The organism is Streptomyces sp. NPDC002817, assembly GCF_053592055.1.
Map to the genome: position 1 here is coordinate 1 of NZ_JBSFUY010000116.1, position 1165 is coordinate 1165.

The 1165-nt window shown below is 65.5% G+C and carries 2 protein-coding genes; one reads left to right on the plus strand and one right to left on the minus strand.

Annotated elements, in window-relative coordinates:
* The first annotated feature begins 430 nt into the window (after positions 1-430).
* Positions 431-937 (plus strand): hypothetical protein, encoded by a 507-nt coding sequence (locus ACWD3I_RS49245; RefSeq protein ID WP_365414270.1) that lies wholly within the window; start codon positions 431-433, stop codon positions 935-937.
* Here ACWD3I_RS49245 and ACWD3I_RS49250 read toward each other — a convergent pair.
* Positions 922-1165: hypothetical protein (locus ACWD3I_RS49250; protein WP_451084476.1), on the minus strand; the 244-nt coding region annotated here is incomplete at its 5' end. The genes ACWD3I_RS49245 and ACWD3I_RS49250 overlap by 16 nt on opposite strands.

Here is a 1165-nt window from a genome sequence, read left to right on the forward strand (position 1 = left end):
GGCCCTGTTGGCGCTGCTCATCGCCGCCTCCGGCGTTGCGGCGGTTACCCGCGGCTGGGTGCTCCCTATGAACCGGCGGCATGTTCGCGCCCCGCCTGTTAAGAGTCGGATGGCGTGCGTCAAAGTTGAGCTGTGGATGTGTTTTGGGCTGTAATGCTGCCCTCTCTTTCTTCTTCAAAGCCTGTGGCTGACGGTTCCTCAATCTGCCTTCGTAGTGCGTCATTTCGGGTGTCGGCTGCATTCTGGGCTCACGCGGCATGTCCCCCATGTTCGCCCTCAAGTGACGAACAGTAACTTGACCTATTTTCATCCACAGTCTCTCTGTCGCCCTATTCCGGTGAACCTGTAAGCGTCCTAGAATTAAGGGGTTCGGTGAGGCGGCAACCTCGCCGGATGAAGTCCTCTCAAACACCTGGAAGGAAATCCAGAAATGGCAAAACTGAAGCCGATTTCTCCGACTCGGATCGCGGAGGCCCGTGAGGAGGCTTACGCGGTGCTGGCCCGTCTGATGGGCCAGCTGGCGCCGGGTGAGCATGTGGTGCGGCTGGGCGTGACCATGGATGGCCAGGAGAAGCCGCTGTGCGCGGTGCTCCCGCTGACTGTGGAGGGCGACGGGTGCCCGGATGACCTGGTGGGCGCCGAGGAGAAGTACCTGGACAACATGGCGTTTCTGCTGATGGTCGGGCTGGCGCAGCCGCTGTCGTACGGCACGTTGTTCCTGCGTTCGCCCGCGCAGGGTGCGGAGGGCGAGACGGTCATCCGGGCCTGGCACCTGGCCTACTGCACGCTCAACGAGTGCACCGCGTCCGAGGCGGCCGAGCTGATCGGCGACCGCGAACCGGCCGTGTTCCTGGACGCGTTCGGGCTGCACGGCAGCGACGAGGACGACGACGAGGGTGAGGCAGTGTATCCGCCCGTCGCCTACACCGTCCTGTAGCTGCCCTGGGGCGGGCTGGGATGGCGACCTGGCCCGCACCCTGCTCCGTGGACCCGCCGGGCGGGGCAGGGCGGGTGGGGGTGCCGGTCAAGGGACCCCGGCACCCCCACCCACACGACGCGGAGCGTCGTAGAGATCCAGGAGGGGCGGCCCGCATCAGCGGGTGCGTCCAGGTCCCAGGCGTTGGCGTGGTCCAGGTCCTCCTGGAGCTTGCCCATCTCGTCCATG